General features: G+C 50.5%; 12 protein-coding genes. 6 read left to right on the top strand and 6 right to left on the bottom strand.

The annotated features are described in order from the left end of the window. Positions 1 to 272: 272 nt before the first annotated feature. A complete protein-coding gene (fghA, locus tag OGV71_RS14235; protein WP_048218245.1) occupies positions 273 to 1,109 on the top strand; it encodes an S-formylglutathione hydrolase in 837 nt (278 codons plus the stop codon). A gap of 279 nt (positions 1,110 to 1,388) precedes the next feature. Next, the gene (locus tag OGV71_RS14230) at positions 1,389 to 3,374 is read left to right on the top strand and encodes a ligand-gated channel protein (RefSeq protein ID WP_286533547.1); all 1,986 of its coding nucleotides are present in this window, start codon (positions 1,389 to 1,391) and stop codon (positions 3,372 to 3,374) included. Between the two features lie 64 nt (positions 3,375 to 3,438). Here the strand turns inward: OGV71_RS14230 and lysP are convergent, their stop codons facing one another. After that, positions 3,439 to 4,908 (bottom strand): lysine-specific permease, encoded by a 1,470-nt coding sequence (gene lysP / locus OGV71_RS14225; protein ID WP_003027419.1) that lies wholly within the window; start codon positions 4,906 to 4,908, stop codon positions 3,439 to 3,441. 195 nt (positions 4,909 to 5,103) lie between these two features. Next, positions 5,104 to 5,985: a DNA-binding transcriptional regulator YeiE gene (gene yieE / locus OGV71_RS14220; RefSeq protein ID WP_003840099.1), complete on the bottom strand. Its 882-nt coding sequence runs from the start codon at positions 5,983 to 5,985 to the stop codon at positions 5,104 to 5,106. 178 nt (positions 5,986 to 6,163) lie between these two features. Between yieE and OGV71_RS14215 the strand changes: the two genes are divergently transcribed. The 3 genes from OGV71_RS14215 (at position 6,164) to OGV71_RS14205 (ending at position 9,233) form a co-directional block, all read left to right on the top strand. Next, the gene (locus OGV71_RS14215) at positions 6,164 to 7,213 is read left to right on the top strand and encodes a YeiH family protein (RefSeq protein WP_003027424.1); all 1,050 of its coding nucleotides are present in this window, start codon (positions 6,164 to 6,166) and stop codon (positions 7,211 to 7,213) included. Between the two features lie 71 nt (positions 7,214 to 7,284). After that, positions 7,285 to 8,142 carry a deoxyribonuclease IV gene (gene nfo / locus OGV71_RS14210; RefSeq protein WP_003027428.1) on the top strand — a complete coding sequence of 286 codons (858 nt, stop codon included), beginning with the start codon at positions 7,285 to 7,287 and terminating at the stop codon, positions 8,140 to 8,142. A 2-nt stretch (positions 8,143 to 8,144) separates the two neighbouring features. Continuing rightward, positions 8,145 to 9,233, top strand: a complete 1,089-nt coding sequence (locus OGV71_RS14205) for a sugar kinase (RefSeq protein ID WP_204583434.1) — start codon at positions 8,145 to 8,147, stop codon at positions 9,231 to 9,233. A gap of 45 nt (positions 9,234 to 9,278) precedes the next feature. On the opposite strand, the gene OGV71_RS14200 is transcribed toward OGV71_RS14205, so the two are convergent. The 4 genes from OGV71_RS14200 to hypT form a co-directional block, all read right to left on the bottom strand. Further along, positions 9,279 to 10,529 carry a NupC/NupG family nucleoside CNT transporter gene (locus tag OGV71_RS14200; RefSeq protein ID WP_003027431.1) on the bottom strand — a complete coding sequence of 417 codons (1,251 nt, stop codon included), beginning with the start codon at positions 10,527 to 10,529 and terminating at the stop codon, positions 9,279 to 9,281. A gap of 96 nt (positions 10,530 to 10,625) precedes the next feature. Next, positions 10,626 to 11,561: a pseudouridine-5'-phosphate glycosidase gene (locus OGV71_RS14195; RefSeq protein ID WP_086504344.1), complete on the bottom strand. Its 936-nt coding sequence runs from the start codon at positions 11,559 to 11,561 to the stop codon at positions 10,626 to 10,628. Further along, positions 11,549 to 12,490 carry a pseudouridine kinase gene (locus OGV71_RS14190; protein ID WP_003027434.1) on the bottom strand — a complete coding sequence of 314 codons (942 nt, stop codon included), beginning with the start codon at positions 12,488 to 12,490 and terminating at the stop codon, positions 11,549 to 11,551. The genes OGV71_RS14195 and OGV71_RS14190 overlap by 13 nt, the downstream gene beginning before the upstream one ends. Positions 12,491 to 12,792: 302 nt before the next feature. Next, a complete protein-coding gene (gene hypT / locus OGV71_RS14185; RefSeq protein ID WP_204583433.1) occupies positions 12,793 to 13,704 on the bottom strand; it encodes a hypochlorite stress DNA-binding transcriptional regulator HypT in 912 nt (303 codons plus the stop codon). Between the two features lie 349 nt (positions 13,705 to 14,053). On the opposite strand from hypT, the gene cuyB reads away from it, so the two are divergent. Beyond that, positions 14,054 to 14,773 (top strand): cysteate racemase, encoded by a 720-nt coding sequence (gene cuyB / locus OGV71_RS14180; RefSeq protein WP_003027440.1) that lies wholly within the window; start codon positions 14,054 to 14,056, stop codon positions 14,771 to 14,773. Positions 14,774 to 14,793: the final 20 nt, after the last annotated feature.

Below are 14,793 nucleotides of genomic sequence, written 5' to 3'. Positions count from 1 at the left end.
TTTAGGCTGTATCACAGCCAGAACATTGTGCGTGAGGCGGCGCACATAATCCAGTATTCACCGCGATAATTATTGAAATTGGCACAGCCTTTCAGCTGTAGCAACTTCACTTTCTGTTCAGCCCGGTGACGTCGAGTGTTAATGTAAAGTTATATAGATGATGAAGTATGTTTGCTCAATGCGGAAGTGAAAGTTACTCACAGCGCAATGAATAATCTGTATTATGGTGAGTTCGCAAACACATACAGGTTCAACACAACAAGGAGCCACGCATGGAAATGCTTGAAGAGCACCGCTGTTTTGAAGGCTGGCAGCAACGCTGGCGTCACGACTCCACCACGTTAAATTGCGCCATGACCTTCAGTATTTTTCTTCCACCACCCCGCGATAACGCCCCGCCTCCGGTGCTGTACTGGCTGTCGGGCCTGACCTGCAATGATGAAAACTTCACCACCAAAGCCGGCGCACAGCGCATCGCGGCTGAGCTCGGTATTGTTCTGGTGATGCCAGACACCAGCCCGCGCGGCGAGCAGGTTGCCAACGATGATGGTTACGATTTAGGCCAGGGCGCGGGATTTTACCTCAATGCCACTCAGCAGCCATGGGCAACGCATTTTCGTATGTATGACTATCTGCGTGATGAGCTTCCGGCACTGATTCATTCGCAGTTTAACGTCAGCGATCGCTGCGCCATCAGCGGGCACTCTATGGGGGGTCACGGCGCATTGATTATGGCGCTGAAAAATCCCGGGAAATACACCAGCGTTTCAGCCTTTGCGCCGATCGTAAACCCTTGTCGCGTTCCGTGGGGCGAGAAGGCTTTTAGCGCTTATCTGGGTGAAGATAAAACACAATGGACTGAGTGGGATAGCTGCGCGTTAATGCTGGCCAGTAAGCCCACAGACGCGATTCCGACGCTAATTGATCAAGGAGACAGCGATCAGTTTCTTGCCGATCAGTTGCAGCCAGCAGTGCTGGCCGAAATAGCCCGTCAGACCGCATGGCCAATGACGCTACGCATCCAGCCAGGTTACGACCACAGCTATTACTTTATTGCGTCGTTTATTGAGGATCACCTGCGCTTCCACGCCCAGTATTTGCTGAAGTAATTTCTGAGTTGAGGGCGTAAGCCCTCTTCATTTCTCCATCATTCCTTCACTTTTTCTCCTTTTTTCTTCCTTCACTATCTTATTGATTAAAAAAGTATTTCACCCCAAATCACATCAAACACAAATGATTTCTATTATCATTTGTGTTTACAAATATTCATACTTTTGTACAATCCTCCCGCTTCTTTACTGAAAAGAGTCCTTAAAAGACAAATACATACAATTGTCATGGCCTTTCACATGACGCGCAGTTTGATTCATTTAAATGGAATGATACAAATGACTATACCTCACGTTAAGGCTGTAGCTGCCGCAGTATGCGTCGCCAGTCTCCCATCACTCGGCGATGCCGCTGAACAAGATACCGTGGTAGTTACCGCTACCGGCTTTGAGCAGAAAATTCAGGATGCCCCGGCTTCGATATCTGTTATTACCAAGCAGCAGATTGAGGACAAAGCCTATCGCGATGTCACCGATGCGCTAAAAGATGTCCCTGGCGTCGTCGTCACCGGCGGGGGGAGCAGCAGCGATATCAGTATTCGCGGTATGGCTTCGCAATACACGCTCTTCCTGGTCAACGGTAAACGCATCAGCACCCGCGGCACACGTCCTAATAGCGACAACTCAGGTATTGAACAAGGTTGGCTGCCGCCGCTTGAATCCATCGAGCGTATCGAAGTCATCCGTGGCCCGATGTCATCACTATACGGCTCCGACGCGATGGGCGGTGTCATTAACGTCATCACCAAGAAAGTGTCGAATACCAAAGCCTGGACCGGTTCTCTGCACGGCGATGCCACTTTCCAGGAAGACAGAGACTCCGGTGATATTTACCAGACCAACGCCTATGCGTCTGGGCCACTGATTGACGGATTACTTGGCGCGAAGGTGACCGGGTTATTCTCCCATCGGGCGGAAGATAAAATCCTCAATGGCTACAATGAACAGCGTATGCGTAACGGGGGCTTAACCCTGAACTTTACGCCAGACGATAAAAACGATATCGATTTCGAGTACGCACGTGAATTGCAGGATCGCGACAGTACCCCAGGCAAATCTATGGCTGAGGAAAACTGTCGTAACGGAAGCTGTAAGCCGAACAGCAAAAGCGAAAGCAAGTATGTGCACACCACATATTCACTAACCCACAGCGGTTATTACGACGACTTCAACTCCACCAGCTATGTCCAGCAGGAAGAGAGCGAAAACCCGGGTCGCCAGATGAAGTCCTACAACACGATTTTCAATAACCAGAATCAGGTATTCCTTGGAGCGCATACCCTGACGCTAGGCGGGCAATACCGTTATGAAAAACTGCGCGATAACGGCAACCAGCTGCAAGCGGCTGATGGGCTGAACAAACTGACCCGCTGGAGCTGGGCGTTGTTTGCTGAAGATGAATGGGCCGTTACCGATACCTTTACGCTGACCGGCGGTCTGCGTATGGATAAGGATGAAAACTACGGTGACAACTGGACGCCACGCGGCTATGGCGTATGGCATCTGAGCGATCAATGGACCTTAAAAGGCGGCGTTTCAGCGGGCTACCGTGCGCCAGACTTGCGCCAGTCATCAGCAAACTGGGGACAGGTCACCGGCGGCGGTCGTCTGAACGGAATCATTGTCGGCAACCCGGACCTGAAGCCGGAGAAAAGCCTCAGCGAAGAAATCGGCTTACTGTGGGATAACGGCGATAACCTCAACGCGGGCGTCACCCTGTTCAATACCGACTTCAAGAACAAAATCACTGAAGTGCGCCGTTGTAACAGCAGTTCCGATCCGGCCTGCACCATCGGCAATACCCATTATGACTTCGTCAGCGATCGCGTTAACGTCGATAAAGCCAATATGCGTGGCGTAGAATCCACCTTCGGCTGGAAAATAACCTCTGACATCAACTGGACCGCGAACTACACCTACACGGAATCTGAGCAGAAAAGCGGTCAGTTCTCCGGCCAGCCGTTGAACAAAATGCCGAAGCATATGTTTAACACGACGCTGGACTGGCAGGCCACGCAGGATCTCGGTTTCTGGAGCCGCCTGAATCTGCGTGGAAAAACGTCTGAATACCTGAGCCGTACTTCCATGGCACAGGGTACGCCGTCCTATACGCAGGTCGATGTGGGTTTACGTTACTATGCCACCAAGGATCTGTTGATGACCGCTGGCGTGTATAACGTGCTGGATAAGCAAATCGATTACGATACCTACGACACCGTTCTCGATGGTCGTCGTTACACGGTTGGCATGACTTACAGCTTCTAAGTTTGACGCAATAAAAAACCCCGGCACTCATCATGTCGGGGTTTTTGTTATGCTTTTTATACTGTTATTTTTTTACGCGACCCGGGAATTTCATTTCGCTGTAGCGAACAAAATGGGTTCCTTTGGTCAGCTTATAGCCAAACCAGATAATCAGGAACAGCGGGATACCAATATAGGTAGCCATCACGCCGCCCCAGTCAATGCTGTCTTTCAGGAACGCTTCGTAGTTCTGGCCGAGAGTGATAATCAGGCACAGCACAAAGGCGAAGATCGGACCCAGCGGGAAGAAGCCAGAACGGTACGGCAGATCCTTCACATCGTGGCCCTGCAGCACATAACCGCGACGGAAGCGATAGTGGCTAATGGCGATCCCCAGCCAGGCGATAAAGCCCGTCATCCCGGAAGTATTCAGCAGCCACAAGTATACGGTCTGGTTGCCAAACATCGAGGTCAGGAAGCACAGCCCCGCCACCACGGTGGTCGCATACAGCGCGTTACGCGGTACGCCGCCACGAGACAGTTTGCCGAAAATACGTGGCGCTTTACCGTCGCATGCCAGGGTGTAAAGCATACGCGTCGAGGCATACATCCCGGAGTTACCTGCAGACAGTACCGCCGTCAGGATAACTGCGTTCATCACCGCTGCCGCAGACAGCAGACCCGCATGCTGGAATACCAGCGTGAACGGGCTAACGCTGATGTCTTTCACATCGTTACGCAGCAGGCTTGGATCGGTGTACGGAATAATCAGGCTGATAATCAAAATCGCGAACACATAGAACAGCAGGATTCGCCAGAATACCTGACGTACCGCACGTGGAATGTTCTTTTCAGGATCTTCAGATTCACCTGCCGCGATACCGATAAGCTCCGTCCCCTGGAATGAGAAGCCGACGATCATCGCCACGCCAATCATCGCAGCAAAACCACCGGCAAACGGTGCATCACCGGTCGTCCAGTTGCTCCAGCCCACCGGCTGAGCGCCTTTGAAGATACCGAAAATCATCATTACGCCAACTACGATGAAGATAATGACGGTGGTCACTTTGATCAGTGAGAACCAGTATTCCGCTTCACCAAATCCGCGAACGGAAATGTAGTTCAGCAGGAAGATCACGCCGAGGAACAGCGCACTCCAGATCCAACCCGGCGTGTCCGGGAACCACCAGCTCATCACCAGCTGTGCGGCCACCAGGTCAACGGCAATCGTTACCGCCCAGTTGTACCAGTAGTTCCAGCCCAGCGCGAAGCCAAAGCCTTCTTCTACGTAGTTCTGACCGTAGGTGGAAAACGAGCCAGAAACCGGCATATAGGCCGCCAGTTCACCGAGGCTGGTCATCAGGAAATACACCATCAGACCGATCAGAATATAAGAGAACAACGCGCCGCCAGGACCCGCTGCAGAAATAGTTGCACCAGATGCAACGAAAAGACCTGTACCGATGGAGCCTCCAATGGCAATCATCGTCAGGTGACGCGCCTTCAGTTCACGACGTAGCGTGGGCGCTTCTGTGGTTTTAGTTTCGGAAACCATGTGAAAATGCTATCCATCCAAAAAATGAGGCGCGATTGTAGCAGACGAAACGGCATTCTTCCGGCACAAATGCGCTGTTATAAGAGACCTTCATGACTGGCCGCGGATTATAAGTAAAGCAGAAAATAGAGGGTGCAAGGCGGTTAAAACGCAACCGCCAGTATGCAAAAAGGAGTCATTACGACAGTGAACGTCCTATTCCCCCTGTTCTACCTGGTCGCTGTAGTGCAAAAAGCGCGTAATGGCATTGGAGATATGTTTTTGTCGATGATGAACACGCCACAGCGTGCGGACCAAACGCGGAAGCGGCACAGGAACTTCGCTCAGCGTTCCCGCCTGTAACTGCTCGGCAATGACCCGCCGTGACAAACAGCTGATCCCGAGGCCATGGCGCACCGCATGCTTAATGGCCTCGGAGTTACCCAACTCCATTGCCATCTGAAATCTCGGCAAATGAGACAACAGCAGGTAATCCACCAGTTCACGCGTACCCGATCCTCGTTCACGCAGGATCCACGGCGAAGCAGCCAGTTGTTCCAGCGTAACGGGTCCCTTTGTAAGCGGTGACGACGGTGCGGCGAACACCACCAGCTCGTCTTCCAGCCACGGTTCAGAGATAATTTCCGTACTGTGACACGGCCCTTCAATCAGCCCGATGTCTACCCGGAAATCCAGCACCGCATTGATCACGTCCTGGCTGTTGCCCACGCTAAGCTCCAGCGGCAAATCGGGGAAATCATGCCGATAGCGGGCGATCATGGCAGGGAGAATATAGTTGCCAATGGTGCTACTGGCATAAACCCGGATAGCGCCATTATCTTCGCGGAAAAGCTGTTCGATTTCGGTCGTTTGCTCGAGTAGCGCCAGCGCCCGTGGGTAGAGCAAGCGCCCGTGTTCGTTGACCACCAGTCGTTTACCAACACGGTCAAACAGTTGCACGCCGAGTTGCCCTTCCAGATCGGTAAGTGCCGCACTCACCGCCGACTGCGACAATGCCAGCATGACAGATGCCTGGGTCGTTGAGCCGCTTTTTAATACCTCAGCAAACACTTCAAGTTGTCGCAGGGTGATATGCATAGTCGTTTTCCACCGGATAACCGTTACTTATACCCTAAATAATTCGAGTTGCAGCCAGCGCACATGCAACCTGAAGTATGACGGGTATACCACTTATATAGATTAATTATAAATATATAATCAATTTTATTTTTAAACCACTTCGCCGTACTCTTTTACCCAGATAAAGGAGAAGGATATGACAGAACTCACCTTGCAGACTCATCGTCGTACAGCGTGGCATTTTATTCCGGGGCTCGCCCTGAGTGCAGTTATCACTGGGGTCGCCTTATGGGGTGGATCCATTCCCGCCGTTGCAGGTGCCGGGTTCAGCGCCCTCACCTTAGCAATCTTACTGGGGATGGTTCTCGGCAACACCGTCTATCCGCACATCTGGAAAAGCTGTGACGGCGGTGTGCTGTTTGCTAAACAACATTTATTACGTCTGGGGATCATCCTCTACGGCTTCCGCCTCACCTTCGCGCAAATTGCTGATGTCGGCGTCAGCGGTATCGTGATTGATGTGTTAACGCTAAGCAGTACCTTTATGATTGCCTGTTTCCTGGGGCAAAAAGTGTTTGGTCTGGACCGCCACACCAGTTGGCTGATTGGCGCGGGGAGCAGCATTTGTGGTGCCGCCGCCGTGTTGGCAACCGAACCGGTAGTGAAAGCGGAAGCCAGTAAGGTAACCGTCGCTGTCGCCACCGTAGTGATCTTCGGTACCATCGCTATCTTCCTGTATCCGGCAATGTATCCGCTGCTGGCACACTGGTTTAGCCCGGAAACCTACGGCATTTACATTGGTTCCACCATGCATGAAGTCGCTCAGGTTGTGGCTGCCGGGCACGCCATTAACCCGGATGCGGAAAACGCCGCAGTTATTGCCAAAATGCTGCGCGTCATGATGCTGGCACCGTTCCTTATCCTGTTGGCCGCTCGCGTTAAACAGCTGTCTCCGGCCTCCGGTGGTGAGAAGAGCAAAATCACCATTCCGTGGTTTGCCATCCTGTTCATTGTGGTCGCGATTTTTAACTCGTTCCACTTTCTGCCGCAGTCGGTAGTGAACATGCTGGTAACACTGGATACCATTTTGCTGGCAATGGCGATGGCCGCACTGGGGCTGACCACTCACGTTAGCGCCCTGAAAAAAGCCGGTGCTAAACCGTTACTGATGGCCCTGCTGCTGTTTGTCTGGCTGATTGTGGGCGGTGGCGCGATTAACCTCGCTATCCACGCGCTGATGGCATAAACGAGCACGACTCACCTCCATTAACCCGCTATACTTCCTCCTTTTGCATTTGAGTATGGCGGGTTTAATTTATGAAATACATCGGAGCGCACGTAAGCGCCGCTGGCGGTTTGGCTAACGCCGCTATTCGAGCCGCAGAAATCGAAGCGACCGCATTCGCCCTGTTCACCAAGAATCAGCGTCAGTGGCGTGCCGCGCCGCTGACCACCGAAATCATTGATGATTTCAAATCTGCCTGCGAGAAGTATCACTATACTTCCGCGCAAATCCTGCCTCACGACAGCTACCTGATTAACCTCGGTCACCCGGTCAGCGATGCGCTGGAAAAATCGCGTGACGCGTTTCTTGACGAAATGCAACGCTGCGAACAGCTTGGCTTATCCCTGCTTAACTTTCACCCGGGCAGCCATTTGATGCAGATTCCGGAAGATGAATGTCTGGCGCGCATTGCGGAATCGATCAATATCGCCCTCGCCCAGACCCAGGGCGTTACGGCGGTCATTGAAAATACCGCCGGACAGGGCAGCAACCTTGGCTTTAAGTTTGAGCACCTGGCCGCCATTATCGACGGCGTAGAAGATAAATCCCGTGTCGGCGTCTGTATTGATACCTGCCACGCCTTCGCGGCCGGTTACGATTTGCGTTCCGTTGAGGAATGCGAAAAGACCTTTGCGGAATTTGAACGAATTGTCGGCTTCAAATATCTGCGCGGTATGCACCTGAACGACGCCAAGAGCACGTTTGGCAGCCGCGTTGACCGTCACCACAGCTTAGGTGAAGGCAATATTGGCCACGATGCCTTCCGTTGGATCATGCAGGACAATCGTTTTGACGGCATTCCGCTGGTGCTGGAAACCATTAATCCAGATATTTGGGCAGAAGAGATTGCCTGGCTGAAAGCCCAGCAAACTGAAAAAGCGGTGGCCTAATCATGAACGACAGGGAAAAGCAGATCCTTAAGATCCTGCGCCGCAATCCGTTGATTCAGCAGAATGAAATCGCCGATATTTTGCAGATCAGCCGTTCACGCGTCGCTGCGCATATTATGGATTTAATGCGTAAAGGCATGATAAAAGGTAAAGGTTATATCCTTACCGAACAGGATTATTGCGTGGTTGTCGGTGCTATCAACATGGATATCCGGGGTGTTGCAGACATCCATTATCCGCAGGCAGCCTCTAACCCTGGCAGCATTCATTGCTCAGCAGGCGGTGTAGGACGTAACATCGCCCACAACCTGGCGCTGTTGGGCCGCGACGTACATTTAATTTCCGCTGTTGGCAGTGACTTCTATGGCGAAACATTGCTGGAACAAACGCGTCAGGCTGGGGTTAACGTTTCCAGCTGCATTCGTCTGCATGGACACAACACCTCAACCTACCTGTCGATCGCTAATCAACAGGAAGAGACCGTACTGGCCATTAACGATACCCATATCCTGCAACAATTGACGCCGCAGTTGCTTAACGGTTCGCGAGATTTGATTCGCCATTCCGGTGTCGTACTGGCCGATTGCAATCTGACCGCCGAAGCCATTGAGTGGGTCTTTACTATTGCCGATGATATTCCGGTATTCATTGACACCGTTTCAGAGTTCAAAGCGGAAAAAATGAAAACCTGGTTTACGCGTATTCATACGCTAAAACCCACGCAGAAAGAGCTTGCGATTTTATGGGGCCAACCTATTCATACTGATGCGGATCGCGTACTGGCCGTCAATAGCCTGCATCAGCAAGGGGTAAAACGCATTTTTGTCTGCCTGGAAGATGAATCCGTTTTTTGCAGCGAAAAGGACGGCGAACAGTTTTTATTGACGCCGCCTGAGCATACGGTGGTAGACAGTTTTGGTGCCGATGACGCTTTTATGGCGGGATTACTGTACAGCTTTCTGGAAGGCAGTGGGTTTCGTGAAAGCGCGCGCTTTGCCATGGCCTGCGCAGCATTATCGCGGGCCAGCGTCAGTATCAACAACCCAACGCTCTCTGCGGATAACGCTCTGTATTTGCTGCAAACAGCTTGAATGTCTGCCGGATAGCGCTACGCTTATCCGGCCTACAACTTTATTTTATGCCAGTCCGATAAAGAAACCGGCTATTGTGGCGCTCATCAGGTTTGACAGCGTTGCTGCTGCCAGCGCACGCATTCCAAGTTGCGCGATTTCCGGCGCACGCTGTGGCGCAATCGCCGAAAATGCCCCGACCACGACGCCAATCGAACCGAAGTTCGCGAAACCACACAACGCAAACGAGATAATCGCGATGGTCTTCACGTCCAGCGTTCCGCCCGTTTGCAGATACGGCGAGAAGTTGAGATAAGCGACAAATTCGTTGATCGCCAGCTTCTGTCCAATCAGACTACCTGCCAGCGTCGCATCGCTCCAGTCCACGCCCATAATCCACGCCAGCGGGGCTAACGCATAGCCAAAGATCCCTTCCAGAGTGGCGTGGCCAAAACCAAACCAACCGCCAATTCCGCCGATAATGCCGTTAATCAGCGCGATAATGGCGACAAATGCCATTACCACCGTCGCAACGCCTGCGGCGATCTTCAGCCCGGTCATAGCCCCACTGGCCGCCGCTTCGATGATGCTTTTCGGTGGTGTTTCAGTAAATGACAGGTTTTCAAAGGTGACGCGAGATTCTTCCGTTGCCGGACTCAGCATACGCGCGAACAAAATACCGCCAGGGATTGCCATCAATGATGCCGCCAGCAAATAGTCAATCGGGACGCCCATTCCGGCGTAACCAATCATCATTGAGCCAGCAATCGAGGCCATCCCGCTACAAATAGCGGTAAACAGTTCATTACGATTAAGGCGGTCAATAAACGGTTTCACGATTGCCGGGATCTCGTTTTGCCCGAGGAAAATCGTGGTTACTGCGACAAATGACTCGATCTTACTGATGTTCAACGCCTTCTGGAAAATACCGCCGAGGATGCGGATCAATAGCCCCATCACGCCAATGTAATAGAGCAGACTGATGAGTGCGGTCACAAAAATGATGGCCGGGAGCACCCGGAAGGCGAAGATAAACCCTGCCCCGTCAAACAGCACATCCATTTTTGGCCCAACCAGGGAGCCGAAGATAAATGCGCTACCCGCGTCACTATATGACATCACCTTGTGGACGCCGAGCGCGGCCTGTTCAACCAGCCATTTTCCCGGCGGGAAATAGAGCATAATACCGCCGATGGCAATTTGCAGTACCAGCGCAGCCCCAACGGTGCGCAGACTAATACGTTTTTTATTTACTGACAGCAGAAACGCGATGGCCAGTAATACCACCATACCCACAACACTTCTCATTATATCCATAATGAAATTCCCTTCATGCCAGGAAACCCGGCGTTATCGCCAGGTTTTGGTAGGTTTGATATTCGCGGGCGACCGCATTCTGCCCGGGAAATTCTGTCAGGCGAGGCGTTGATACTCCTTCGCAATTTCACAGGCCAGCACTGCGTTGTTGAACACCAGTTGAATATTTGATTTCAGGCTGTCGCCACCGGTCAGCTCCGCAACTCGCGCCAGCAGGAACGGCGTACTTTCTTTACCCACGACGCCCTGCTCTTCCGCTTCTTTTACCGCCCGATCTATTGCCGCATTAATTTTCTCTTCTGCCATGGCAAACTGCTCCGGGATTGGATTAGCGACAACCAGGCCTCCATTAAGACCCGTTTGCCATTTCACCGCCATCGCGCGGGCAATCTCTTTAGCGCTGTCCAGACGGATACTGACTTCAAACGGACTGGTACGACAGAAAAATGCCGGTAACGCTTGGGTTCGATATCCAATTAACGGCACGCCAAAGGTTTCTAAATATTCAGTCGTTAAGCCAAGATCCAGAATAGATTTAGCACCAGCACAAATTACCGTGACATTGGTATGTGCCAGTTCCTGCAGATCCGCGGAAATATCAAACGTATGTTCAGCACCACGATGAACGCCACCAATTCCCCCGGTCGCAAATACTTTAATTCCAGCCAGCGCGGCAATAATCATCGTAGAGGCAACGGTGGTGGCACCATTTTTCCCTGCCGCGACCACAAATGGCAAATCACGACGACTTACTTTCGTAACGCTATGTCCTTCTCGTCCAAGCAATTCAATTTCATCTTTACTTAAACCTACTTTCATTATTCCGCCGATAATGGCGATGGTCGCAGGAACAGCGCCGTGCTTACGAATAGTCTCTTCTACTTCAATCGCTGTCTGAGCATTCTGCGGAAATGGCATTCCATGAGAAATAATGGTTGATTCAAGCGCAACAATCGGTTTTTTACTGTTTAATGCTTCCTGGACTTCTGATGATATTTGTAATAATTCAGAGGAAAGAGTTAATTCAGACATTCTGTGTTCTCCACTATTGAGCTAACATTCGCAACAGACAAATCAGGGTTATTGGTATATTCACAGGCTAATGCCATTGATGAACACCCCTGCGCAAATCGAACCGAATCAATAAAGGGCATGCCGTCTACCCAGCAGGCGGCCAGTCCAGCCATCATCGCATCACCAGCCCCTGTGACATTAATGACGCGAGTTTTAATGGGGAGCGACCAACCACAACTCCCCGCAATATCACTGTAATAAACGCCGTCGCCGCCCATGCTGAGCACCAGCCGGTTTAAGCCGCGATCATGAAACCACGCGGCGACTTTGCTAACGTCATCACGCCCAGAAAGCGCAATACCGCTGAGCGTTTCGGCTTCAAGGCGGTTTGGTTTGAGGGTGTGAATTTTTGCAAAGCGGCCGCGAATTTTTACGCACTTCCAGGCCGACACCGGGTCAACAAACACCGGAACATCTCCGGCGTTTTCCAGTACCCATGCCAGAGCGTCTTCGCTGATATTGCAATCGGCGATAATGACTTTTGCCTGCCTAATAAAATCAAAATGCTGTGATAAAAATTCTGCTGAAATATGCTCGGTGATACTCATATCATTAATAGCCACCAGCATTTCACCAGTATTATCAAGCAGCGATAAATAACTGGATGTATTCTCTCCGGAAACGATAAGACACTTGTCGACATGTACTCCTGATTGATTGGTTTGTGCCAATAATGATTGACCATAAAAATCGTTACCAACCGCTGTTAGCAACCAAGAATTTTTACCCAGCAGCGCGAGATTATGTGCGATATTGCGTCCAACGCCACCGGGAGTGAATTTTATCTTACCTGGATTCGAATCCGCATAATTTAGAGAAGCATGCGAATACCCAGCAACATCCATATTGGCCGAGCCAATCGTTACGATGTATTCCTTTTCACGCATAGCACGTCCCCTGGCAATTAATTTGCCACAAATGAGTTCGTTAAAAATAACCAACGCCACACATCATGCTATTAGAGCATATGTTCACTATCAAACATGTGTTCATAGTAGGCGTGTTTTTGACAAAGTAAATCCATCCACAAGCTATAAAGTCGATAGATATGAACAGAATCACAATTTTTTATAGATACAGTTTGTCAGGGAGAGAGAAAATGAGAGGTAGTACACAAATTGATCAGGTTAAAAAGCATCTTTGGTCATAACCGAAGGTTTTTCAGACGCGCCAGGCGAACTGGCGCGTATCAACTAAGTGAAACCAGATCCTCTGGCATATGGTTGTACAAAATCCGCCAGAAGTGCTCAGCGGTTTTATTCAAACGTGTATCCATTCTATAAATATAGGCCTGAATAGGCACCATCAACTCCGGCGTGTCCAGACAAACCAGGCGTTTATCCCGTAGTTCGTTCACGATCGTCCACGCTGGCAGCCAGGCAATACCATGCCCATCCAATGCCATATTCTTCAATAGCTCACTCATCGAAGACATAAACAGCGTACGCGCCGAAATACTCCCCACCTCCGCCAGGTGACGGTTGACCAATCTTCCCATGTAGGATGTGCTGGTATAGTTCAGTATCGGCACCTGCGGCTGATAGATATCAAACAACGCCTGACCCTGTGAATCCGCAGCACAGACGGGATACAGCTCAGACTCAAACACCTTCAAGCCGCAGAAAGGTGACTGCATTAAGTCTTCATCGCGAAAGGAGATAATGAAATCACTTTTCCCCTCGCGCAGCGTATTCACCGCCTGAACAACATCGATAGCTTCGACGTGGTACACAAACTCCTCGCCCCATGCCGACATTGAATGTACTAATCTGGGCAACATCGTCAGCGACAGAGAATGCGCTGCCGCTATTTTGATATTGGGAACGCCAAGCAGGTTGTGACCACTAAGCTCATCTAAGTTACATTCCAGCTGTTGCAGCAGGCTACGAGTCTGCGAATGGAATAACTTACCCTCCTCCGTCAGCTGCAGTGGACTCGTCGTACGGTCAAACAGCAACACCCCAACGGCGGATTCGAGCGCCTTGATCCGCCGGCTAAATGCCGGTTGGGATAGGTTGCGCTCCTCCGCGGCCTGGGAAAAATGACGACACACTTCCAGCGTCAAAAAGTCATATAACCATTTTGTCTCGATATTTTTCATGCCTGTCACGCGGATGTTTAAATATGTCAATTAGTCTTAAGCATCATGCCTGAATATGCTCAGAGATGATATTCAACATCAGCATCAGGTGATTCGTTTTTTGCATAACACCTTCGTTTTTGACATTAACCTGTTTCTTTACCCATCGACCACGACCGCTTATCGCCGCGGAATTTCAGACACCTGCCTGATTACTGGCCTGCTGAGGTGGCAAAAGAAACTGCACCCATGCAGTTTTTGCATTGAACCATACATTATTGCATTTCTCCTCACGACACACTGCTGTTAAACATAGACACCAGACACACACCAGCCCTGATATTAAATATCGGTAATAGAGGTATATATCGTGAAAGGTTTAATTGGCGTACTTGGTGGTATGGGACCTGCTGCAACCGTCGATCTTTTTAATAAATTCGTCACCTTTACCGCAGCGCAACGCGATCAGGAACATATCCCATTAATTATTTCATCCATCCCTGATATTCCAGATCGAACCGATGCGTTAATGCATCATGGTCATTCCCCACTTCCGGCAATGCGTGATTATATGCATAAACTGGAAGATGCTGGTGCGGAGTGTATTGTGATCCCCTGTAATACTGCCCACTTTTGGTTTAATGAATTAAAAGAGTGCTGTCATACAGAGTTACTCAGTATCGTTGAAACCACCATGAATGAAGTCAAAAACTGCGGAAAATCGCGTATCGGTTTACTTGCTACCAACGCCACCCTTTACATGGGACTCTACCAAAAAGGCATAGAATCTCTTGGCTTAACCTGTGTCAGCCCTGATTCATCCGGTCAGGAAAAAGTCATGGATAGTATTTATTGCTTAAAAGCCGGCGATCTTAAGCGGGCACAAACGCTGATGAATGAACAGGCTGAAATGCTCTTTTCACGCGGTGCAGAAGTCATTGTACTGGGATGTACTGAAGTCCCCGTCATTCTTGCCAACGCAGTCAAAAACTCCCCAGATAAATATATTGACTCAACCGGTTCATTAGTACGCGCTGGTATTAAATGGTACGAAAAACGGGTTGGTAAACATCATCTTCTGGCGCAATAACAGCCGTCACCAGATTAATA

Source organism: Citrobacter sp. Cf088 (genome assembly GCF_030334295.1).
Classification (GTDB): domain Bacteria; phylum Pseudomonadota; class Gammaproteobacteria; order Enterobacterales; family Enterobacteriaceae; genus Citrobacter; species Citrobacter freundii.
Note: the sequence above shows the minus strand (reverse complement) of the source record. Positions and strands in the feature narration are given on the sequence as shown.